Genomic DNA, 754 nt, shown 5'->3' on the forward strand with positions numbered 1-754 from the left:
CGTTGCCTGCCATAATAAAAACACAGTTACTCTTCGACAAACCATTTTGATTAAGTAAACTAATGAGTTAACTTTGAACTGTGGTTAAAGAAATAATTACCTACAAGAAATACTTCCTCGATTTCTATCAAAAACAGGATGAGAAGATTCAACGGAAAATTGAATATGTCCTGGATTTAATAAGAACAGAGAAAAGAGTGCCAATAAAGTTCTTTAAGCAACTTGAAAACACGGATGGTATTTATGAAGTAAGGGTTATTACCACATTTAAGAGCATAAGAATACTTTGCTTTTTAGACAACGGTGATTTGGTCGTTCTGATTAACAGTTTTGTAAAAAAGTCGCAGAAAACACCAAAATCGGAAATCAAAAAAGCTGAGAAAATCAAGAAAGATTACTTAAAAGAGAAATACGGATCAAAATGAAAAATGTAACAACCTTCGAAGATCTTTTAAAGTCGAAATACGGCGAAAAAGGCTCTGTAAAACGAGATAAATTTGATGCAGACTCATTGGCATTTAGATTAGGAGTAATGCTTAAGGAAGCGAGAAAAGAGGCCAACCTTACCCAAGAACAGCTTGCTGAAAAAACTGGAACAAAGAAAAGTTACATTTCTCGAATAGAAAGAGGATTAAGTGATATTCAAATTTCCACCTATCATAAACTAATTGAAATCGGATTAGGTAAGCATCTAAATATTACCATCGGTTAAAACAAATACGGCAGGCAACATAGAACTAAGCTAAAAAACAAG

The 754-nt window shown here is 33.0% G+C and carries 2 protein-coding genes; both read left to right on the plus strand.

Annotated features, from left to right (window positions below; genetic code table 11):
* The first annotated feature begins 80 nt into the window (after nt 1–80).
* The gene (locus FRX97_RS12155) at nt 81–425 is read left to right on the plus strand and encodes a type II toxin-antitoxin system RelE/ParE family toxin (RefSeq protein WP_147015491.1); all 345 of its coding nucleotides are present in this window, start codon (nt 81–83) and stop codon (nt 423–425) included.
* A complete protein-coding gene (locus FRX97_RS12160) occupies nt 422–712 on the plus strand; it encodes a helix-turn-helix domain-containing protein (RefSeq protein WP_147015492.1) in 291 nt (96 codons plus the stop codon). Before FRX97_RS12155 ends, FRX97_RS12160 begins: the two co-directional genes overlap by 4 nt.
* The last annotated feature ends 42 nt before the right edge of the window (nt 713–754 follow it).

This window comes from Luteibaculum oceani (genome assembly GCF_007995015.1).
GTDB classification, from domain to species: domain Bacteria; phylum Bacteroidota; class Bacteroidia; order Flavobacteriales_D; family Luteibaculaceae; genus Luteibaculum; species Luteibaculum oceani.

Coding starts and splice junctions, on each gene's coding strand:
- FRX97_RS12160 (WP_147015492.1), top strand. CDS start 422: ATGAAAAATGTAACAACCTTCGAAGATCTTTTAAAGTCGAAATACGGC.